The 20,575-nt window shown below is 70.5% G+C and carries 21 protein-coding genes; 14 read left to right on the top strand and 7 right to left on the bottom strand.

The window, feature by feature from the left end; genetic code table 11:
* The first annotated feature begins 112 nt into the window (after positions 1–112).
* The 3 genes from AA23TX_RS32715 to AA23TX_RS32705 all read left to right on the top strand — a co-directional run bounded on the left by AA23TX_RS32715 (position 113) and on the right by AA23TX_RS32705 (position 2,520).
* Positions 113–568, top strand: a complete 456-nt coding sequence (locus tag AA23TX_RS32715; protein ID WP_230862826.1) for a hypothetical protein — start codon at positions 113–115, stop codon at positions 566–568.
* Positions 568–1,548 carry a magnesium transporter CorA family protein gene (locus AA23TX_RS32710; RefSeq protein WP_196425628.1) on the top strand — a complete coding sequence of 327 codons (981 nt, stop codon included), beginning with the start codon at positions 568–570 and terminating at the stop codon, positions 1,546–1,548. The genes AA23TX_RS32715 and AA23TX_RS32710 overlap by 1 nt, the downstream gene beginning before the upstream one ends.
* Positions 1,549–1,668: 120 nt before the next feature.
* A complete protein-coding gene (locus tag AA23TX_RS32705) occupies positions 1,669–2,520 on the top strand; it encodes a class I SAM-dependent methyltransferase (RefSeq protein ID WP_155546588.1) in 852 nt (283 codons plus the stop codon).
* A 216-nt stretch (positions 2,521–2,736) separates the two neighbouring features.
* Here the strand turns inward: AA23TX_RS32705 and AA23TX_RS32700 are convergent, their stop codons facing one another.
* Complete coding sequence (locus AA23TX_RS32700; protein ID WP_230862825.1) at positions 2,737–5,355, bottom strand: cation-translocating P-type ATPase; 2,619 nt, start codon at positions 5,353–5,355, stop codon at positions 2,737–2,739.
* Between the two features lie 35 nt (positions 5,356–5,390).
* Complete coding sequence (locus AA23TX_RS32695) at positions 5,391–5,900, bottom strand: flavodoxin family protein (protein WP_155546587.1); 510 nt, start codon at positions 5,898–5,900, stop codon at positions 5,391–5,393.
* 243 nt (positions 5,901–6,143) lie between these two features.
* Here AA23TX_RS32695 and AA23TX_RS32690 point away from each other — a divergent pair, with 243 nt between their 5' ends.
* The 9 genes from AA23TX_RS32690 to AA23TX_RS32650 all read left to right on the top strand — a co-directional run bounded on the left by AA23TX_RS32690 (position 6,144) and on the right by AA23TX_RS32650 (position 11,420).
* Positions 6,144–6,500 (top strand): spore germination protein GerW family protein, encoded by a 357-nt coding sequence (locus AA23TX_RS32690; protein ID WP_155546586.1) that lies wholly within the window; start codon positions 6,144–6,146, stop codon positions 6,498–6,500.
* Entirely contained in the window at positions 6,487–6,924 is a 438-nt protein-coding gene (locus AA23TX_RS32685; RefSeq protein WP_155546585.1) for a pyridoxamine 5'-phosphate oxidase family protein, read from the top strand. Before AA23TX_RS32690 ends, AA23TX_RS32685 begins: the two co-directional genes overlap by 14 nt.
* A gap of 87 nt (positions 6,925–7,011) precedes the next feature.
* A complete protein-coding gene (locus tag AA23TX_RS32680; protein ID WP_155542768.1) occupies positions 7,012–7,704 on the top strand; it encodes a response regulator transcription factor in 693 nt (230 codons plus the stop codon).
* Positions 7,701–8,168, top strand: a complete 468-nt coding sequence (locus AA23TX_RS32675) for a hypothetical protein (protein ID WP_230862824.1) — start codon at positions 7,701–7,703, stop codon at positions 8,166–8,168. The genes AA23TX_RS32680 and AA23TX_RS32675 overlap by 4 nt, the downstream gene beginning before the upstream one ends.
* A gap of 13 nt (positions 8,169–8,181) precedes the next feature.
* Positions 8,182–8,613: an FMN-binding protein gene (locus AA23TX_RS32670; protein WP_155546584.1), complete on the top strand. Its 432-nt coding sequence runs from the start codon at positions 8,182–8,184 to the stop codon at positions 8,611–8,613.
* A gap of 121 nt (positions 8,614–8,734) precedes the next feature.
* Positions 8,735–9,259 carry a DUF2231 domain-containing protein gene (locus AA23TX_RS32665; protein ID WP_155546583.1) on the top strand — a complete coding sequence of 175 codons (525 nt, stop codon included), beginning with the start codon at positions 8,735–8,737 and terminating at the stop codon, positions 9,257–9,259.
* A 218-nt stretch (positions 9,260–9,477) separates the two neighbouring features.
* The gene (locus AA23TX_RS32660) at positions 9,478–9,702 is read left to right on the top strand and encodes a hypothetical protein (protein WP_155546582.1); all 225 of its coding nucleotides are present in this window, start codon (positions 9,478–9,480) and stop codon (positions 9,700–9,702) included.
* 12 nt (positions 9,703–9,714) lie between these two features.
* The gene (locus AA23TX_RS32655) at positions 9,715–9,945 is read left to right on the top strand and encodes a hypothetical protein (RefSeq protein WP_155546581.1); all 231 of its coding nucleotides are present in this window, start codon (positions 9,715–9,717) and stop codon (positions 9,943–9,945) included.
* A 464-nt stretch (positions 9,946–10,409) separates the two neighbouring features.
* Entirely contained in the window at positions 10,410–11,420 is a 1,011-nt protein-coding gene (locus AA23TX_RS32650) for a zinc-dependent alcohol dehydrogenase (RefSeq protein WP_155546580.1), read from the top strand.
* Between the two features lie 378 nt (positions 11,421–11,798).
* Here AA23TX_RS32650 and nagA read toward each other — a convergent pair whose 3' ends face one another.
* The 5 genes from nagA to AA23TX_RS32625 all read right to left on the bottom strand — a co-directional run bounded on the left by nagA (position 11,799) and on the right by AA23TX_RS32625 (position 17,939).
* Positions 11,799–12,890, bottom strand: a complete 1,092-nt coding sequence (gene nagA, locus AA23TX_RS49735; protein ID WP_196425627.1) for an N-acetylglucosamine-6-phosphate deacetylase — start codon at positions 12,888–12,890, stop codon at positions 11,799–11,801.
* Positions 12,891–13,512: 622 nt separating this feature from the next.
* Positions 13,513–13,893 carry a hypothetical protein gene (locus tag AA23TX_RS32640; RefSeq protein WP_155546578.1) on the bottom strand — a complete coding sequence of 127 codons (381 nt, stop codon included), beginning with the start codon at positions 13,891–13,893 and terminating at the stop codon, positions 13,513–13,515.
* Positions 13,880–14,572, bottom strand: a complete 693-nt coding sequence (locus AA23TX_RS32635) for an SRPBCC family protein (RefSeq protein ID WP_196425626.1) — start codon at positions 14,570–14,572, stop codon at positions 13,880–13,882. Before AA23TX_RS32635 ends, AA23TX_RS32640 begins: the two co-directional genes overlap by 14 nt.
* Before the next feature lie 4 nt (positions 14,573–14,576).
* The gene (locus tag AA23TX_RS32630) at positions 14,577–15,491 is read right to left on the bottom strand and encodes a hypothetical protein (protein ID WP_155546577.1); all 915 of its coding nucleotides are present in this window, start codon (positions 15,489–15,491) and stop codon (positions 14,577–14,579) included.
* 723 nt (positions 15,492–16,214) lie between these two features.
* A complete protein-coding gene (locus tag AA23TX_RS32625; RefSeq protein WP_196425625.1) occupies positions 16,215–17,939 on the bottom strand; it encodes a GAF domain-containing protein in 1,725 nt (574 codons plus the stop codon).
* Between the two features lie 446 nt (positions 17,940–18,385).
* Here AA23TX_RS32625 and AA23TX_RS51250 point away from each other — a divergent pair, with 446 nt between their 5' ends.
* On the top strand, positions 18,386–18,697 hold the full coding sequence (locus AA23TX_RS51250) for a hypothetical protein (RefSeq protein ID WP_155546575.1): 312 nt from the start codon (positions 18,386–18,388) through the stop codon (positions 18,695–18,697).
* Between the two features lie 417 nt (positions 18,698–19,114).
* Positions 19,115–20,530, top strand: coding sequence for a DEAD/DEAH box helicase (locus AA23TX_RS50410; RefSeq protein WP_230862823.1), 1,416 nt, complete (start codon positions 19,115–19,117; stop codon positions 20,528–20,530).
* The last annotated feature ends 45 nt before the right edge of the window (positions 20,531–20,575 follow it).

Here is a 20,575-nt window from a genome sequence, read left to right as displayed (position 1 = left end):
CCTTGTCCTCTCCGGATCCGGGGCCTCCGGGCCCCGCGAACCGGGGCGGTCCGGCCCTCGTCGCCCGGCTCTGCACGGCGGAGTCTGAGTGCAGACGAAAGTGAGGCACATCATGGAAAGCCAACGCTCTCCCCGCGGATTCGCCCCGCCGACGACTGCCGAGCCGACGTCCGAGACCACCCGCCGCAACCGCCGGGACCGACTGGCGCTGCAGCCGGCCGACTTCGTGGCTCCCCGCTACGCCGACGTCTCCGACCACCGCCTGGCGCTGACGCTGACGACCGAGGACCGGTCCGAAGAGGACGGTCTGGACCCGCTGGAGCGCGTCACCTGCCGGACGCATCGGCGCTGGCTGCACGACTGCGTCGCCTCGCCGCTGCACATCGTCATCGTCACCGGCACGCGCTGGTGCCGGAAGTGCGAATGCGCGCTGAACGTCGCGATCGACCAGCTGGCCGGCGACGTCGCGGTGCACTGCCCGTCCTGCGGCGAGGCCCCGGCCACCCGCGCGACCCGCCAGCTGGTCCGCGCGTGCCGCGCCAGCCTGGCCACCGCGGCCGACCGCTGATGTCCGGGAGCCGGAGCCGCCTGTACCGCAGTGGTGTCCTGGAGCGGGAGAACCTTTCCGTGGCGGAAGCGACCCGGCACCTCGCCGACCCGGCCGTGACGCTCTGGCTGGACCTCGACGCGCCCACCGCGGCGGACCTGGCCGCGCTCACCGCGGAACTCGGGCTGCATCCTCTCGCCGTCGCTTCGGTCCTCGACGAGGACCACCAGCGGCCGAAGCTGGTCCACTACGACCACCACTCGTTCCTCGCGGCCTACGCCGTCCGGTTCGAGCCGGGCGACGGTGTGCTCGCGGCGTCAGAGCTCGACGCGTTCGTCACCGATCGCGTGCTGGTCACCCTGCACCGCAACAACACCGCGGACATCGACGCCCTCACCGAACGCTGGGACAGCACCCCCGACTTGGCCAAGACCGGCACCGGGTTCCTGCTGCACGGCCTGCTCGACCTGCTCGTCGACGGGCACTTCGACGCCCTCCAGATCCTCGACGAACAGGTCGAGGAACTCGAGGACCTGGTTTTCGCCGACCAAGCCGACGCGACGGACCTGCAGCGCCGCTCTTTGCGGCTGCGCAAGAGCCTCAGCCGGCTGCGGCACCTGGCGCTGCCGATGCGGGAGATCGTCAGCTCGCTGATGCGCCGCGAAATCCACACCGTCGACGACACCCTGCTGCCCTACTTCCAGGACGTCTACGACCACGTCCTGCGCGTGACGGAGTGGACAGAGTCGCTGCGCGACCTGCTCGCGACGATCCGCGAAACACAGCTGAGCATCCAGGGCAACCGGCTGAACACGATCATGAAGAAGGTGACCAGCTGGGCCGCGATCATCGCCGTGCCCACCGCGATCACCGGCTTCTACGGCCAGAACATCCCCTACCCCGGTTTCGCCCAGGCATCCGGGGTGTGGGTGTCGACGGCGGCCATCCTGGTCATCTCGGCGACCCTGTACGTCCTGTTCAAACGGCGCGATTGGCTCTGAACGTTCACAGGAATCCGGGCCGAACGGCCCTGCTCTCCCGCCACCGATCGTGCCTAGGCTGCGTCCACGTTCGACGCCCGCCAGCGCGCTCGCTGACATCGCCACCACCAAGAGGTCAGCATGCCCAGCACACCCGTGACCCTCGCGCGCACCCACCTCCCGAATGCGGTGCGCCGGGCGAGACATGCCGCCTCCGGAGCCGAGAATCTGCTCCAGCGCGCGCTCGTGTCCGCCGGCGCCCGGCAGTCCGAGGCGCGGATCGCCGCCGACGCGCAGGATTACTGGCAGCGTCCCGCGGACGCGACGTGGCGCGGCAACTCCCACTGGCGGGATGCTCCGGTGTTCGGCGACAGCGACCTGTGGAACCGGTTGGGGACCGAGCACCTGGCGATGTTCGACGCCGGTGCGCGCATGTGCGGCTTCGACCGGCCGTGGCAGCGCGTGCTCGAATGGGGATGCGGCGGCGGCGCCAACGCCGTCCACTTCGCCCCGCGTGCCACCGAGTTCGTCGGCGTCGACATCTCCCCCGAGACCCTCGTCGAATGCGAGAAGCAGGTCGGCGCGGTGTGCGACACCCCGGTCCGATCGATCGCGATCGACGTGGCGGACCCCGAATCCGCGGTTCCGCGCATCGGCGGCCCGTGCGACGTCTTCCTGTCCTTCTACGTCTTCGAGCTCGTCCCCACCCCGGAATACGGGGAACGCTTGCTGCGCATCGCCCACGACGTCCTGGCCCCGGGCGGGCTGGCCCTGATCCAGGTCAAGTATTCGGACGGCCGGTGGCGGACGCGGTCCCGCCGCCGCGCCTACCGCCGCGGGCTGGCCGAAATGACCACCTACCCGATCGACGAGTTCTGGCGGATCGCCCAGCGGTGCGGGTTCGCGCCCCAGGCCGTCCAGCTCGTGCCGCGCAACGAACTCGACGAGCGTTACGCCTACTTCTTCCTCCGCCGGGAGCCGGTCGCGGGATGACGCGGTCGAAGGTCCCCATCGCGGCGGGCGTTCGGCTTCGCGGGCCGGGACCGCGCGAACGTCTACTTGACGGATGACGGCCATCGGCGCGAACCAGCTGGCCGGCCGCGACGACCCTCGGCCTGGCCCTGGTGTGCTCGTTCGGCTTCGCCCGGTGGCTGGTCCTGCGGCGCCATCTACCCCGTTCGGCACGGTGGATCGCCACCACGTCAGCGGTCACCGCGCTCGCCGTTCGCCGCCTTCCCGGCTTGCGCTGACCTCCCGCCGCGCCGCCAGCCGGTGCCAGAGCAGCTTGTCCGCCTCCACCACTAGGAAGGCCACGGCGGCGGCACCGAGAACCCACAGCCAGGAGCCGGCGCCGACCGGCGCGGTGTGGAACCACGTGTTCATTACCGGGACGTAGGTCAGCAGCAGCTGGAGCCCGGCCGTGAGCCCGAGGCCGAGCGCGAACATCCGGCTACGGCCGGGCCACGCCAGCAGCACCGGCCGGTCCAGCGACCGGCAGCTGAGCAGGTACGCGGCCTGCACCCCGACGAACACGTTGATCGCGCTCGTACGAGCCTCCGCGAGTGACACCCCCGCGGCCAGTTCCGCTTGGTAGGCAGCGAAAGCCGCCACCACGAGCAGGAGCGACACGAGCACGACCCGGCGCAGCAACGCCGCCGTGAAGAGCGGACGCTTAGGCGGGCGCGGCGGCCGCCCCATGATGCCGGCCTCGGTGGGCTCGAACGCCATCGTCAGGCCCAAGAACACCGCCGTCGTCATGTTGATCCACAGGATCTGCACCGGCACGATCGGCAGCGTCGCCCCGAGCAGGATCGCCACCAGCACGACCATCCCCTCGCCGATGTTGGCCGGCAGCGTCCAGGCGATGAACTTCCGCAGGTTGTCGAAGACGCTCCGGCCCTCCCGCACCGCCGACTCGATCGAGGCGAAGTCGTCGTCGGTCAGGACCATGTCCGCGGCCTGCCGGGCGGCGTCGGTGCCGTTGCGGCCCATCGCGACACCGATGTCCGCGCGACGTAGCGCGGGTGCGTCGTTGACGCCGTCGCCGGTCATCGCGACCACGTGCCCACGGCGTTGCAACGCCTGCACCAGCTGCAGTTTCTGCCCCGGCGACACCCGGGCGAACACCTGCGTGGCCACCACGGTCTCGTCGAAGCCCGCCTCGGGCAGCTCGGTCAGTTCGGCGCCGGTGAGGACCCGCGCGGACGCCGCATCGTCGACCAGTCCCACTTCGGCGGCGATCGCGCGGGCGGTCCCGGCGTGGTCGCCGGTGATCATCTTGACGTCGATGCCCGCGCTCCGGCACGCCGCGACGGCGGTGACCGCCTCCGGCCGCGGCGGGTCGTGCATCGCCTGCAAGCCCAGCAAAGTCGGCGCGGAGCCCGGCGTGAACCGGGCGAAAGCCAGCACCCGCAGCCCTTGCCCGGTCAGCTCCCGCTGCAGCCGGTCCAAGGCGACCGCGTCGAGAGGACGGACGCCGCCGGGGAAGAGCTCGTCCGCGCACCGGGCCACCACCTCTTCGACCGCGCCCTTGAGGTAGCCGACGTCGCCGTGCACCGTGGTCATCATGCGGGTTTCCGACTCGAAGGGAACCGTCCCCGTGCGCGGCGCCGCGGCCCGGATCGCCTCGGGATCCAGCCCGGCGGCAAGCGCCGATTCGAGCAGCGCGATTTCCGTCGGGTCGCCCTCCCCAGGTTGCGCGTCGTTGCACAGGACGCCCGCGACCAGGCACTCACGGGCCTCCGCCGGGGAAACCACCCGCCCGGCCACGGCCAGCGTCGTCACGTTCATCCGGTTCTGGGTGAGCGTGCCGGTCTTGTCGGTGCAGATCACCGTCGTGCCACCGAGGGTCTCGACGGCGGGCAGGTTCCGCACGATCGCGCCGCGCCGCGACATCCGGACCACCCCGATCGCCAGCACGATCGCCACCGCCGCCGGCAGTCCCTCGGGAATCGCCCCGACGGCCAGCGCGACCACCGCCGTGAACATCTCGGGCACCGGCGTACCGCGGAAGACTCCGAGCGTGAACGCCCCGGCTGCGACCACGACGATCGCGACGCTCAGCTGCCGGGAGAACCGGGCGAGCTTGCGTGTGAGCGGGGTGGCGACGACCTCCGCGGTGGCCACCAGGTGCTGGATGCCGCCCAGCTCGGTCCCGCCGCCGGTGGCCGTGACCACGGCCCGGGCCCAGCCGCGCGTCACGAGCGTCCCGGAGTAGGCGCATCCCGCCCGGTCGGCGACCACGGCTTCTTCGCCGACGGCGTCGGCGGACTTGCGGACCGGCACCGACTCCCCGGTCAACGCCGATTCGTCGACCTCCGCCAGGCGAACCTCGACGAGGCGGAGGTCAGCGGGGACGCGGTCCCCCGCCGCGAGCTCGACTACGTCGCCCGGGACGAGCCGCACCGCGGGGATCCGCTGGGTGACGCCGTCACGGAGGACGGTCGCGTCGGCCGGAAGCATCTTGGACAGTGCGTCGAGAGCGCGTTGCGCCCGCGACTCCTGGACGAACCCGACGAGCGCGTTGAGCGCCACGACCGCGCCGATGACCCCGGCGTCGACGTAGCCGCCGAACAACCCGGTCACCGCACCGGCCATCAGCAGGACGTAGATGAGGGGGTCGTGGAACTGGCGCAGCAGCCGGAGCACCGGCCCCGGCCCGGCTTGCGCGGGCACCTCGTTGGGGCCGGAGCGCTCAAGGCGAGCTTCGGCTTCTTCGGCGCTCAGCCCCCGCTGAGGGTCGACGCCGAGTTCCTCGGCGACCTCGGTCGCCGGGCGGGCGTGGAACGCCTCGGGATGGGCGGTGGTCTTCACTGCGCTGCCTTCCATTTCCTGTCTTCACCACGCGTCGAGACGGCCCGGCCTCAGGAGACGGGCCGCCGCGCTGCCGCGCCGAGCGCCGTACCCCAGGCCTCGGCGCGCTCCAGCTCCCTGGGAGCGAGGCCGACGTCGGCCGGGTCCGTGCCGACGAAGAAGCTCTCGGCAGGGGCCGCCATTCGGCACCCACGACGACGCAGCAGCTTGGCGATTCCGAGCGAAGCGGCCCCGGTGAGCAGACGTGACTTGTCGATCCGGGTGTCGAAGGCCGCGACCGGGAGCCCCTGCGGGACCGGTCCGAGGGAGCCGAGCCACTCACGCACCCCGGTTTTCGACCGGGTCGGCTGGTCGCCCTGATCCGCGGCCGATTTCCGCGTCGTCGCGCGGCTCATGCCGTGCGCGTGGGTGGGCCCGCCGGCGACGAGCAGGTCGACCCCGGTGAGGTCGGCCGGCGCGTCGTCGACGTTGATCACCTCGGCGGCCAGTCCCTTGCCGACGGCACGGGCGATCTGCTCGGTGGCGCCGAACATCGATTCGAACACGACGAGAATCCGCATTGTCAGCTCCTCAGCTCGACCGGCTTGTGCGTGAGCTCTTCGATGTCGCCGGCGGCGCACTCGAGCAAGTTGTTCGGGCGACACATGGGAGCCTCCGGGGTCGCTGAATTCGTGCACCCAGCAAATCGCGCCACGGTGGCCACCACCGCTGGCGAACGCCACCGGCGCTGGGGCCCTCGGTCACCAGCGGGTGGGACCATCGGCTCTGCTGTTCGCGCACCCGCGGCGGTAAGACTTGGCCCCATGAAGGTCGACGAACTGCTCACCAAGGCAAAAGATGGGCTGGAGACCAAGATGGTCTACGGCGAGCCGTACCAGGTCGACGACGTCACGGTGATCGTGGCCTCGGCCGTCGGCACAGGCGGAGGTGGCGGCGACAGCCGCGACGAGAAAGGCCGTTCCGGCGAAGGCGGCGGCTTCGGGCTGTCGGCCAAACCGGTCGGGGCGTACGTCATCAAGGACGGCAAGCTCCGCTGGGAACCGGCCGTCGACGTCAACCGCCTCGTGGCAACGCTGGGCGCGATCGCCGTCGCGGCGATCTTCGCCGCGACACGGCTGGCCAAGCTCAAGTACCGCGCCGAGACCGATGAGCGTCCCTGAGCTGACCCCGCTGGGCCCGGCCCGCTGCCGCGCGCTGCTCGCCTCCGTCCCGCTCGGCCGGCTGGGCTTCGTCCGCGACGGGCGGCCGGCGATCCGGCCGGTCAACTTCACCGTGACGGGCGAAGCGGTCTGGCTGCGCGCGGGCCGGAACTCCTGGGCCGACCGGCTCGACGGACAGCCGGTCGCCTTCGAAACCGACGCCTACGACCCGGTCGGCCACACCGGGTGGAGTGTGATCGCCAGCGGGGTCGCCACCCTCATCACCGACGTCGAAACCGTGGCCGCCCAGCTGGGCGGCGGCCTGCGCTCGTGGGCGCCCCCACCGCGCGACCGGCTGCTGCGGATCAGCATCGACCGGATCGAAGGCCGCAGGCTCGCCCTGCGCCCGGATGCGGACGACGCGACCGAATCGGGATCACCATGACGACGCGGAGGCCGCGGTTTACCGCCCGCTAACTGGCCGCTGGCTTCCCGAAAACCCGGCAGGACGCGAAACACGCGCGCGGGCATCATGGCGGCCATGCCACACCGCGTCCTGCTCGCCGACGACGACCGCGCCATCCGCGAGTCGCTCGTCCGCGCCCTCGACCTCGAGGGCTACCACGTCACCGAGGTGACCGACGGCGTCGACGCCCTCGCCACCGCCCGGCGCGACCCCTTCGACGTGCTGATCCTCGACGTGATGATGCCCGGCGTCGACGGCCTCGGCGTCTGCCGGGTCCTGCGCGCCGAAGGCGACCGGACCCCGATCCTCATGCTCACCGCCCGCGTCGAAACGCCCGATCGCGTGGCCGGCCTCGACGCCGGGGCCGACGACTACCTGCCCAAGCCGTTCGAACTCGACGAGCTCCTCGCCCGGCTGCGCGCCCTGCTGCGCCGCACCTCGCCCGAACCGGACGCACGGCGCACCCTGCGGCTCGGCGAGCTCGCCGTCGACCCGGCCGCCCGGCGGGCGTGGTGGCAGAGCACCGAGATCACCCTGTCGAAAACCGAATTCGACCTGCTGGAGCTGCTCGTCCGCAACGCCGGGATCGTCCTCGACCGCACCACGATCTACCAACGCATCTGGGGCTACGAGTTCGGCTCCGACTCCAAGAACCTCGCCGTCTACATCGGCTACCTGCGCCGCAAGCTCGACCAGGCCGGCGCCACCGAACTGATCCACACCGTGCGCGGCGTCGGCTACTCGGTGCGGCCGGCATGAACCTGCGCAGCAAGCTCGCGATCGGCTTCGCCGGCGTCGGCGCGGCCGCGGCCATCCTCGTCGGCGTCCTGAGCTACCAGGCCGCCTCGGAGCGGATCGACGCGGAGCTGGACCGGTCGCTGCTCACCACCTCGGCGGAAGTCGCGGCCGGCGCGACGCAGGTGCTCGCGCCGAGCCCGGTCACCCGCGGCCCCGATGACGACGACCACGACGAGGCCCAGCCCATGGTGGCGCAGGCGATCGCCCCGGACGGCACCACCCGGCCGCTCGGCGGGCGGCCGGTGCGCCTCCCCGTCGCCGACGCCGACCGGGCACTCGCCGCCACCGGCTCCCTCGGCGACCACCGCTACACGGACTTCACCGCCGGGCCTGACGACTACGCCTGGACCGCCGCCGTCCTCGACAGCGCCCGCCGCGCCGGTGTCCCCGCCGACCACGTCCACGCCGAGCGGTTCGCCTGGTAGGAAAGGACTTCCGATGCGCAGGATCGCCATCACCATCGCCGCGACCGTGTCCGTCGTCGTGCTGCTGTTCAGCTACCGCACCAGCACCGACCAGACACCGGTCGCCACCGGCCGGCCGCTCACCGACACCCAGCCGTCGTCCACGGCAAGCCCGGGCACCGCCTCGGCGAACGGAACGTTCACCGGAGCCGCCGCCGACACCCGCTACGGCCCGGTCCAGGTCCGGATCACCGTCTCGGGCGGCAAGATCACCGAGGCGGACGCGATCGAATACCCGCAGGAAAGCGGCCGCGACGTCCGGATCAACTCCGAGGCGGTGCCGGCGTTGAACCACGAGACACTGCAGGCCCAGAGCGCGCAGATCGACACCGTCAGCGGCGCCACCTACACCTCCGAGGGCTACCAGCAGTCCCTGCAGTCGGCGATCGACCAGGCCCACCGGTGACCACCAGGCCCCGCCGGTCCCGGGCACGGCGGGCCGGCCTCCGCCTGCGCGGTCCGCGCCTCGGCTCCGGTCTCACCGACCGGCCGCTTTCCCAGCGATTCAACCCTCCGCAAAGGACAAAATGACCACCCTCAACGGCCTCCCCGCCCACGTGCTGCTCGTGCACGCGATCGTTGTCCTCCTCCCCCTCGCCGCGCTGCTGCTCGTGCTCAGCGCGGTGTGGCCCGCCGCACGGGACAAGCTGGCCGGGCCGAACGCGATCCTGTCCGTGCTCGTCGTGGTTCTGGTCCCGATCACGACGGAGGCCGGCGAATGGCTCGAACGCCGCGTCGCCTCGACCCCGCTCGTGCGGACCCACACCGAACTCGGCGACACCGCGCTGTGGGTCGCGATCCCGGTGGCCCTGCTCGCGCTCCTCGTCTGGTGGCGCCGACGGGAGGGTTTGCGCATCCAAGCGAACGGAACCGGCCGCCGGACCTTACTGGCCCCGGCATCAACCGCAGTCACCATCGTGCTCTCGGTGCTGGCGATCGCGGCCGCGGGTGCTGCCGGCTACGACATCTACCGCATCGGCGACTCCGGCGCGCAGGCCAGCTGGCAGGGCCAGTTCAGCACCACCCCGGCACCGCGCGGCGCCGGGCACTAGCCTTCACGAACCCGAAAACAATGCTGCAGGTCAAGGGGCATCACCTGGCCCGCGCTCCCCATGCCAACCGGAACGGCTCGTGGGCACAAATGCCCGGCCGGAGGGGAGGAACGGCACCCGCGGACCGGGCTTCCGCCTCTGCCTCCGTCCCCCGCCGAGCGGAATCCTGGTGAGTGCCGACAGAGCGTCCGGCATCTCCCACCGGAGAGGGGGCCGACATGAGCACCGTCCACCACGATCGGAACCCCGGACCCGCCCGAGCCGGAGGATTCCCCAACGGGTTGCGGGTGCGCGCCCACAGTGGCCGGTTCACCGGCGGGACCGGCGTCGTGGTCGACCGCGCGCCCGACCTGCGTCCCGGCTCGGTCTGGGTCGAGTTCAGCCCCGGCCACGCGCGGCTCGTGCCCGGCTACCGGCTCGACGTCGTCGAACCGGAAGACTGAGCGGGCCCCGCCATGCTCGCCGAACCGACGTCGGAAGAGCGCAGCCGCGCCGTCAGGGTCGTGCAGCGGTACGCCCACGACAGCCACGACGAGGCCGAACTGAAGGCGATGCTCGGCCTGGACCGGGCTGAACCGGCGCCGCCGAGACGACGGCCGCACGGCCCGCTGTCGGCCGACGAACTGCACGACATGCTCGCGCCGTTCGCCGCCGAGCGTAGTCGTCGACCGGACGGCGCGCGGTGACTCGGGCCCGATGCGTGGTGGGCCGGAGTCACCGCCGGCTCGACGAAGCCGTGTTCCCCGTTGAGGAACGGTAAGGATCGCTGCCGGCCATCGCACCGCAGCCAGCTGCGGAATCCGGCCGGGCACGTTCTTTCCATGTCGTCCAGGAGGAACTGCCGGACCACGGCCACCCGCGGGTGCACTGAGCCGTCGCGCGGCGCGATGGCGATCATCTGCTTCCGCTCCTTGCACGAACCGCCGGATCGCCAGCCGACGTCTGGCAAACAGACGACCGCTCGGCGTTGCCAACCGCATGTCGAGAGGTGGGGCCTTCGTCAGCGGGGTCAGGGACTTTCGGATCTAAGGACTCGCGCGTAGCAACTGCTGTGATCGACAGCATGACCGCGGGTGCCGGCGCACGAGTCCGGGACCGTCCAGGCCACCAGCTCCCCGCTGATCATCCGCCCCTCAGAACGGAGCATTCCATGAAAGCCGCTGTCGTCACCGCCTTCGGGTCGCCACTGCAGATCCAAGACCTGCCGATCCCCGAAATCGGCCCCGATGAGGTTCTCGTGCGGGTCGAGCACAGCGGCCTGTGCCACACCGACATCCACGCGGCGCACGGTGACTGGCCGGTGAAGCCGACCCCGCCGTTCGTTCCCGGGCACGAAGGCATCGGCGTGATCCAGGAGGTCGGGTCCGCGGTGCGCAACCGCAGCATCGGCCAGCGCGTCGCGATCGCCTGGCTCGGCTACGCCTGCGGTGAATGTCGCTACTGCAACTCCGGCCGCGAAACCCTCTGCGAACACCAGCAGAACTCCGGCTACTCAGTCAACGGCGCCTTCGCCGAATTCGCCGCCATCTCCGCCGCCTTCGCCACCCCCGTGCCCGAGGGCGTCAGCTCCCGGGACGCGGCCCCGCTGACCTGCGCGGGCGTGACCACGTACAAGGCCATCAAGGTCGCCGGCGTCGCCCCCGCCGAGACGGTCGCCGTGTTCGGCATCGGCGGGCTCGGGCACCTGGCCCTGCAGTACGCCCGGATCGCCGGCGGCTTCACCATCGGCGTCGACGTCACAGCCGACAAGCTCGCCCTGGCCACCGAGCTCGGCGCCGACCACGTAGTGAACGCCACCGACGGTGACCCGGCCGACGCGATCCAGGCACTGGGCGGCGCCGACGTCGCCGTCGCCCTCGCCGCCTCACCGGCGTCGTTCGACCAAGCGTTCCGCTCCCTTCGCCGGGGCGGGCGGCTCGTCTGCGTCGCCCTGCCCGCCGACGGCACCATGACCTTGCCGATCTTCGACACCGTCCTCGGCGGCAAGTCCGTCGTCGGCTCGATCGTCGGAACGCGCAACGACCTCGCCGACGTCTTCGCCCTGCACGCGGCCGGTCGCACCCGCGTCGTGGCCGTGGACCGCAAACTCGACGAAGTCAACGACTCGATCGCCGACGTCCTCGCCGGGCGCGTCCCGGCCCGCATCGTCTTCCAGATGTGACGTCGCCGCCGGTGCGGCGATGTGCGGAGACCGGCGTCGCGGCCGAACTCGGGGCCGCGGCGCCGGTCTACGGTCTGGACGTTGCGGCTTCTACCGGTGTTCGCCGTGCAAGGCCATGGTCGTCGGGCAGACCGCGGTCGCCGTTGCGTCGAGTCGGTCGGCTGGCGCAAGTGGGTGTCGGCGTGGGCGGGCAACGCGGCCACCGTGCAGTCGCTGTCCACCTTGCGCGGACGCCCGCCGCCGACACCTTGGCCCGGCCGCGCAGCTGCCCAGTGGTCCGGGAGCTCGCCACCGCCAACGGCGGCACGGTCACCGCGACCTCCGGACCCAGTGGCGGCAGCACGTTCACCACCACCCTCCCGCTGAACGCCTGGCGATTCACAGCTCTTTCGCGCTTCGCAAGACTGTGCGTAGGGTCAGCGAGTCGTCGAGCACGACGACGTCCGCGCGGTTTCCCGGACGCAGCAAGCCGATGCCACCGCGTGGGAACAGCTCCGCCGGGGTACAGGTCGCCGCGTTGACCGCGACCTCCAGCGAGATCCCCGCCGCACAGGCATCCCGGACCGCGTCCAGCAACGTGATCGTGGTGCCGACCAACGTGCCGTCGGCCCGCCGAGCCGTACCACCCGACACCTCGAACTCCACATCGCCCAGCCGGTAGTGACCGTCCAGGCAGCCACCGGCCGCCAGCGCGTCGGTGACCAGCACGACCCGGCCACGCGCGGCCTGGAACGCCAACCGGACTGCCTCGGGCGAGAGATGGCTGGGATCGGCGATCACCCCGACGAAGACATCGTCCCGGGTCAACGCGGCACCGGCGATCCCCGGGTCGCGGTGGGTGAACGGGCGCATCGCGTCGAACAGGTGCGTCACCGACCGCGCGCCGCGGTCGAACGCCACGTGTGCCTCGGCCGCCGTCGCGTCGCTGTGCCCGCACGCCACCAGCACACCGGCCCGGACGCACGCGCCGACCACGTCCAGCGCGCCGGGCAGTTCCGGCGCCAAGGTCACCTGGGTGACCGGCCCGGACGCGAGCAACCGCTCCATCAGTCCGGTGTCCGGCGCCCGCAGCAACTCGACCGGATGGGTCCCCGGCCGTGCGGGTGAGAGGAACGGTCCTTCCAGATGCACGCCGAGGATCCGCGCTCCCTCCGCCGCCTGGGCTTTGGCGGCGGTCTCGATGGCGGTCACCGTCTGCTCGGGCCGGCTGGTGATCAGCGTGGGCTGGTAGGCCAGCACGCCCGTGCGGGCCAGCGCCGCACTCGCGTGGGCGTAGCCGTCGACGTCGGCGCTCAGGAAGTCGACCCCGGCGAACCCGTTGACCTGCAGATCGACCAGGCCCGGCACCGCGATCCCCGAGCCAGGACCAGCCACCCCGACCGCGGTCACCAAACCGCTTTCCCGGTCCACCTCGACATCACCGCGCCGGTACGCGCCACCGACCAGAGCACCCGCCACACCCAAGCGCACGACCTGCCTCCGTCCGGGCAGCGCTTGCCGCCCCGCTCGTTCAGTCCACCCTCGCCGTCCGCATCTGAGGCGGCCAGTGCCAGGGGACCTCGTGCGGCGGGACCTAAGGCATCGAGCCAGCGACTGACGACGAGTGCGGTACGGCGACGAGAATCGGCACCAGGCTCCCCGGGGATCCCGGCCATCGCCTTCTCCGGAAGAGTCCTGGAGCACCTGAGCCGCACCACGGCTGCCCCCGATCGCGAGGACCACGCGACGACTTCCAGAGCACCTGCCGCGTCGACGTAGACGGCGATCGCGCCGTATGCCAGCAGGAGCACGCCGACCAGACCGGCGGTCACGGCGGTACCCAGCCACGTCCGCCGCCGCTGCTACCGCCTCGCCAATGCCAGCCCCCACCCGAACCGCGCCCACGCGAGCTGGGGCCGCCGCATGCACCGACTGGAACCCGATTCGACCTCCAAAGCCAGCTGCGACGCCACCCGGCACGGTGTCGGGCCGCGGCGCAGGGATACCTCGACGAGCTCGAGGACCGCAATCGTGACGGCTTCGCCCACTGGTTGGCCAGTGGCGTCCGCGCGGGCGGGGACCACGGCGGCGGACGCGTGACCTGCTCCGTCGGTTACGAGGGGTCCTCTTCGAGCATCGTGTCCGGTGGATACACCCAGGTGATGGCCAGCGAACCCAAGCCACGAGCCACCAGGTCCTGCCGGATCTCGTGGGTGGTGCAGCCGCCGTAGACCAGACGAGTCAAACGCAACGTCCTTCCTCCGCGCTCGGGCATGGCGATCGTGGCGAGGACGCCGCCACCGCACGGGCCGTAGATGACCTGTTCGCCGGGCTCGACGTACTCCCCCGTGATCATGGCCTCGTATCCGCCACGCCCAGGCGCGGTCAGCGTCTCGTACAGCTCGTCGACGAGAGCCTTGACCTGGGGCGGGTGATCCACGTGATGGGTGATGAGGGTGCTCCGTCGCCAGCTCTCGTCGTCATGCGCCCGCATGCCGGCCTCCCGTCGTGGTTTCGTCTCGCTGCGCCGCCACGTCCGGAGCGCCTCCGGCTTCGGCGCGGTCCCGGACACCCATGAGCATCTTCCGGCTCATCACGAAGCTGACCGCCTCGACCGGCTCGATCAGCAAACCCGCCCAGCGACGCGTGTAGCCGTACCGTTCGCGCATCACCAGCCGTGTCGACCCGTCCGGTCGATCACGCAGGACGAAAGCCCAGGTGCAGTCGTAGGGTGCGGCCGCCTTTCCCATCGGCACAGCGCCGCGCAGCACCAAGGCCCGGCCCTCGTCGACGCCGGCCACGGCCATCGAGACGTCCGGGTGGAGCTTCACCTCGTCGCCCACCTCGACGTGCTGCCATTCCGGAACGACGCGGTCGGCGCTGTGGATATCGCAGCCCACCAGATTTTCCCAGGCGTCGTAGCTGTAGAACCCGCCACGCGCCTGGCCCAGCTGGGCGAGCCACGGCCACACTTCCGACGCGGGTGCGGAGATCGTGATGGCCCGGGTCGCCACGAGATCGGGCTCGGCGATGAGATCGTCCCCCGTCAGCGTGGCGGTGACTTCGCGAGGGTTGGCACCCCAGCGCAACTGCCACTTCCTGGCGGCCAACGCCGCGAGCACGAACGCACCGAGCGCGCCGGCCAGCCGCAGCCGGCTTTTGGTCGCTGCCACTGAGTCATCGTGAGGATGGCGCGTCACGGTCGTCTCCTTCGGCATTGTGCGGGGTCCGGTCGACGTCGCGGAGGTAGCAGGCCAGCGGCACCGCGACGACCAGCGCGACCACGGCGAAAACAGGCACCATCGCACTCGACGCGATCCCGGAAGCGGGATCGGCGCGCGAACCGAACCACTGGTCCGTGGCGACACCGATCCCCTCCAGCACGAACATCACCAGCATCGCACCGGTGACCAGCAATCCCCAGGTGGCACGACGCCGGCCGGCGAACGCGGCCGCGGCCAGGAGCGGCAGCCAGACCGCCAGGTCCTGGACGAAGACGGGGTTCGTCAGCAGCCCCGTGCCGTCGAGCAGGGACGCCGGGTTCCGGCTGAAGACCGCGGGAACGATCTGGACGAGCCACGCGCCGGCGTTGAGCAGGACCAGGACGAGCGCGAACCCCGTGATCCACCGCACCGGCATCGCCGACGCCAGCCGCTCGCCGAACGCGTGCAGATCCGCTGCCTGAAGCACCGTGACCGGGCTCCACAAAGCCAGCCCGAGGTAGGCGACGTAAAGGAGGAACAGGTTGTTCAGCGGGGTCGCGAAGCAGAAGAGCACCGCTTGGTAGAGCAGGTAGCCCGCAGTTCCGAGCCAGACCACGAGCCCACGCGCGGACCCCCGAGCGGTCAGCGACATCGCGACAACGAGTACCGGGACGGCGACGCAGACCATGACCAACGCCGTGCCCCGCAAGCTCCCCTTGGCGGCCTCGACGCCGGACAGCAGCGAAGGCAACGTCAAGCTCAGCATCGCGACCGCCGTGGCCACGACGGCGAGAGCACCAGAGCAGAAATACGCCACCCGGGCGGGGCGAAGCAGGACCAGCCCGTGCGGCGTGCCGGTCCGGGTACCCCGGCGTTCGGCGAGTGTCATAAGAGAACTCTGCGACCGCATGCCCTGCTTCCTGAAGAGTCCTTGGTCCCTCGGGAGCAGGTCTCCCGGTCCTTTTCGCGCGTCCGGCGACTCGTCGAGGCGTTCGCCAGCATCACGGTCGAACCGTGCGGCACTATTGCAAACTCGGCCTGGTCGAGGAGCTGGCACGCGACAGCTGGATCATCGTCGGCACAGCGACCCAACCGGCCGCCACAGAACATGCAACAGCCTCGATCTCCAGACCTGCCCGGCAGCAAGCGACCGGCGGTTCCGATGCCGGCGATCGCGACAGCGTGGTGAACCTGGCACCCGACCTGTGTCCCCGGCTCCATCTGGTCGACCTGGCCACTGCCGGGTCCACTTCGTCCCCGGGTACCGCCTTACTGCGCCTGGGGACTGTACCGGGTAGCTGCTCGTCGAAAGTGCTGTTTCCCGCCGGTGACCACCGCTCGTGTTTGTGTCGCACGGCGGTCACCGGCGCATGGCCTGCGGGTGTACCAGCCGGGCAACATCTTCCCCGTGCTGCTGCCCGAACCCGGCGCTCATCGCCTGTGCCAAACACGTGCTGGACCAGCGGCTGCTGAGTGTCCGCGCGGTGCAGCGCGGCACCGGCCCGAACTGAGACCGTAGGTGATCGCGACTGAGCCAGCCGCGACGCCACCGCTCCCGCTATGGCCGGAACGCACCGTGGCCCAGCGCCTCCGCCACACCGACCGTGAGGGGTCAGTTTTCGCCCTCGCGCCGCGGCAGGGGAACGGTCCAGGTCAGGTGGGTGCTTCCGTTCGCGGACGTGCTTTGCCCGAGCGTGCCCGCACCGCTCCGGCACCCGCTCGGCCCCGGCGTGACCACGCGGCCCACAGCAGCCATCGTGACGCCGTTGTCGACGACATCGAGGGTGAGCAGCTCCGACACGATGCTGATCTGGATCTCGACAGCGGTGGCGTCGGCCTGCCGGGTGATCTCCGACAGCGCGTCCTCGACGATCGCCACCGCGTCGTCGACGACGGTCGGTGGGACCGCCGCAAGGCTGCCGACAAAGCTGGTCTCCACGTCGAACCCCAGCACCGACCCCGCGGTGTCGATCACCGTCAGGAGCCGCTCGCGCAGGTTCTCCGTCTCGTGCGAACGGGGATCAAGATCGTAGACGGTGGCCTGGATGCGCCCGATCGTGTCGTCGAGGACAGCGATGTAGGCGGTGAGCCGGTCACGCACCGCCGGGCGGGTACTCGCACTGGCCAAGCCCTGCAGCCCGGTCGCGACAGCGTGAAGTTTCCCGCTCACGTGCTCGTTGAGCGACGACCCGATCCGATCGTGCTCATCGACGATGCGCACCGCCTGCTTCTCGACCCGGACGCGCTGGAGCTCGATCGCGACCCCGGCATGGCTGGCGAACCCGGCGAGATGCCCCATATCTGCCCGGGTGAACCCGCGCCGCCCGGCCAGCCGCCCCACGCTCAGCACGCCCATGACCCGCTGCCCGGCGGACAGCGGAACCACGACGACCGACCCGATCGGCACCGGAAGGTCGGCGAAGCCGGCGGCGGCGTAGTCGTCGGTCAGGCTGGGGATCCCGGACCGCACGACCTGCCCGGCGAGACTGCCGTCCAGGTCCACCACGGTGCCGAGCACGTGCTCGGCCAGCACCCCGATCGCCGCGGTGACCTCCACCCGCCCGGCCTCCGAGAGCAGGGCGAGCGTCGCGAAATCGGCGGACGCGCCCTCCTGGGCATGCCGCAGCACCAGGTCGAGCGGCCGGGCGTCGTCGCCGGCGAACAGGCGCTGGGTGATTTCCGTGGAGGCCGTCAGCCAGGTGCGGCGTTGTTCGGATTCGGCGAACCGGCGCGCGTTGTCGATCGCCACCCCGGCCGTCGCCGCCAGCGCCACCGCCAGTTGCTCGTCCTCGGCGCTGAACTCACCGTTCACGCTGCCGGTGAGGTAGAGGTTGCCGAAGATCCGGTCCCGGATCCGGACCGGCACCCCCAGGAAACTGTCCATCGGCGGATGGCCCGGCGGGAACCCGGCCGCGTCGGGATGGCTGTTGAGATCGGCCAACCGGATCGGCTCCGCCCGGCGGGTCAGCAGCCCCAGGATCCCCCGGCCCCGCGGCAGTTCACCGATGCGCTCGATCAGCTCGGCGTCCATCCCGGTGTGGACGAACTCGTCCAGCAGCCCGTGCTCACCGATCACACCCAACGCCGCATAACGGGACTCCACCAGCTCCCTGGCCGCGGTCACGATGTGCTGCAGCACGACCTGCAAGCTCAGCTCACTGGCGACCATGGCGTGGGCGCGCAGCAACGCCCGCAACCGCCCCTGGGTCGCCAGCACATCCTGCGCGCGGGCCGCGACGTCGCCCAGGAGCTTCTCCAGCTCCATCCGCGGCAACTCCGGGAACGGCAACGTCAGCGGCCCGAAATCGTCCAGCCGCTGAGGATCTCGTGCACCCATGGCGGGGATCCTGCTCATGTCCTGCTCGCATCCCGTTGACTGATCTCGCGTCAGCGGGCTCTGGACCGACGTCACCAGCACTGATGAGGCCGGGGACCGGCCATGACTTCAACCTACGCCGTTCCACCAGGTAAGGGAAACGCGGCGGCCGGCGGGGCGTGAGTGAGCCGCGGACTCCCGGACGACGAACGCGGCCCCGCTGAGCACGGCGCCAACCAAGCCGATACCAGTCGGCCACCACCCGCCGGGCCGGATCCGGTCGTCGAGTACGACCATGGCTGGCAATCCGAGTAACACGGCCTCTTCGCCGGGCCCGTCTCCCTCCCCCGTCCTGCTCGGGCCGGACCGGACTGTGGCCCGAAGTCGCCACAATTCGAGGACTTCGGCACCAGCGCCCGGTCTGTGCGACGGCTCATGCTTCGGGTACAACCGAAGAGGAGCCCACGATGTCCGTCCAGGACCGCGGCCCGACCCTGACCATGCCCTTCCTCCCCGACCAACCGGGCCCGCGGACAGCTCAGCAGCCCCGGCACGCCTCCCCCACCCGCGATTCGGCACTGGCTGTCTTGCGCGTCGTGATGGGGCTGACGTTCTTGTGGGCCTTCATCGACAAGACGTTCGGGTTGGGCTACTCGACGAGCTCGGCGCAGGCCTGGGTCAGCGGCGGCTCACCGACCAAGGGATTCCTCGGCCACGTCCAGGTCGGCCCGATGCAGCCGACGCTGCGGGAGTGGGCCGGCGCCGACTGGGCCCCTTGACCGATATCGCCGAGTCGCTCGGCGACGACCGCAGCTAGTCACTGACATCTACCAATCGCCGCCGGCAGCCCGCGCTGAGCGACGAAATCTCGCCATATTCGTTGCATCGTCAACTCGGTTCTGCACCACGAATAGCCCAATATGAAACGGTTCGCACCGCGAGTGCGACAACTGTGTCTGGAAGCGTGACATGGAGAGGACTTAGACTAGGGAGTCGACCGGTTTTGTAACGTCGTCAAACGACGAATCCGCGCCGGTTTCGAGGTTCGTGGGATTTGGTCGCGTCCGTGATCCTGATAGCCCAGGCGGCGAACAGCACTGACTGCTTCCGCTGTCACGGCGAGGTGGCGTGCGGAGATCAGGGGAAATGGACGCTTCGCCGCACTCGGCGAGGCACTCGAGGACTACAAGGCTTTCGTGCGGGGATTTCTCAATATTCGCGACCCGGAAATCCTGGCTAAAGTGCAGCGTGAAGTTGATAACGGGCTGATGTGGCCCGAGCCGTGGCTCGCGCTGAATCCCGCCTTCGAGCCCGGCGGTTCAGTCGGTGAGCTCGTCGACCGGGGACTCCTGCATCCGGACAATCGAGGCATCTTCCGTGCTCGCGCGACCTCGAGCGCCGATGGGCAGGAAATCGCCTTCCACCAGCACCAGGTCGACGCCATCGAGATCGCAGCGCGCCGCGAGTCCTACGTCCTGACCACCGGAACCGGCTCAGGAAAGTCGATGGCCTACATCGTGCCGATCGTCGATCGCGTCCTGCGGGAAGGGTCCGGGCGAGGTGTCCGCGCGATCATCGTCTACCCGATGAACGCCCTGGCCAACAGCCAACGTGGCGAGCTCGAGAAATTCCTCGGCAAGGTCGCACCGAAGGTGACGTTCAAGCGGTACACCGGTCAGGAGAGCCGGGCCGAACGCGACGTCATCCTCGCCCGGCCTCCCGACATCCTGCTCACCAACTACGTGATGCTAGAGCTGATGCTGACCCGCCCCCGGGAGCGCACGAGTCTCATCACCAGCGCCCGGAACCTCTCGTTCCTGGTGCTCGACGAGCTGCACACCTACCGAGGCCGCCAGGGCGCCGACGTCGCCATGCTGATCCGCCGCCTGCGCGGAGCCGTGGGCGCGCAGCACCTGCAGTGCGTCGGCACCAGCGCGACCCTTGCCGGCCCTGGGACCAGGGCGGCTCAGCGGGCGGAAGTGGCGACGTTGGCGAGCCGGTTGTTCGGTACGTCGATCCCGGCCGCCAATATCGTCGGGGAGTCCCTGCGGCGGGCGACCGTCGGCGAGAGCAGCTCACACCGGCTGACCGCGCGCGTGCTCGCGAGCCCACCGGCGGACCAGGACGCCTTGCGCCGCGACGACCTGGCGATCTGGATCGAGCAGACCTTCGGACTGGGTACGGACGACGAAGGCAGCCTCTCCCGCCTACCGCCCGTTCGGCTGCAGGATGCGGCTGGGCGACTCGCCGAGCTGACCGGCACAGATCTCGCGACATGCGCTCGAGCACTGAGGGAACTCTGCTGGCCGGCTCGCAGTCCCGCGACGAAGACGGACGCTCTCTGTTCGCCTTCAAACTTCACCAGTTCATCGGCAAGGGCGACACCGCCTACGTCACCCTCGACCGTCCCGAACAGCGATATCTCACGACGCACTATCAGCGCAGTGCTCCTCAGGGACCGGCGAGGCAGCCGTTGTTCCCACTCGCCTTCTGCCGCGAATGCGGTCAGGATTTCCTTTTTGTCACCAGAAAAAAGGGTGGCGAGCGGTTTGAACCTCGTCTGCTCGGCGGCGGCCTTGTCGAGCAGGACAACGCTGCGGGACTGCTCCTGATCACTGAGAAAGCGTGGCCGGATCGGTCATCTCCGGACCTGCTCG

It is taken from the genome of Amycolatopsis camponoti (assembly GCF_902497555.1).
Taxonomy (GTDB): domain Bacteria; phylum Actinomycetota; class Actinomycetes; order Mycobacteriales; family Pseudonocardiaceae; genus Amycolatopsis; species Amycolatopsis camponoti.
Note: the sequence above shows the minus strand (reverse complement) of the source record. Positions and strands in the feature narration are given on the sequence as shown.